At 50.5% G+C, this 503-nt stretch carries 1 pseudogene; it reads right to left on the reverse strand.

Annotated features, from left to right (window positions below):
* Positions 1 to 503: pseudogene (locus tag ACO59Y_RS05250) on the reverse strand (ribonucleotide-diphosphate reductase subunit alpha); the annotation flags it as partial.

Here is a 503-nt window from a genome sequence, read left to right on the forward strand (position 1 = left end):
CTTGATCCGCAAAGAACGCTTCGTAAAGTCCCGGCACGTCGGACGGGCTGAATAAGGTAATGTCGCCGCCTTTGATTAAGCGTTGATACATTAATTTATTGAGCTGTACGCCGTAGTCCATGTGACGCACGCGGTTGTCTTCCACGCCACGGTTGTTTTTCAATACTAACAGGCTTTCTACTTCTAAGTGCCAAATCGGGTAATACACGGTTGCCGCACCGCCACGCACGCCACCTTGAGAGCAAGATTTCACGGCTGTTTGGAAATATTTATAGAACGGAATACAACCGGTATGGAACGCTTCGCCACCACGAATTGGGCTACCCAGCGCACGAATTGCACCGGCGTTCACACCGATACCGGCACGTTGAGAAACATATTTCACAATGGCAGAGGCGGTGGCGTTAATGGAATCTAAGCTGTCGCCACATTCAATTAACACACAAGAGCTGAATTGACGGGTTGGGGTACGCACGCCTGCCATGATTGGGGTTGGCAAGGAA

This window comes from Rodentibacter sp. (genome assembly GCF_057314195.1).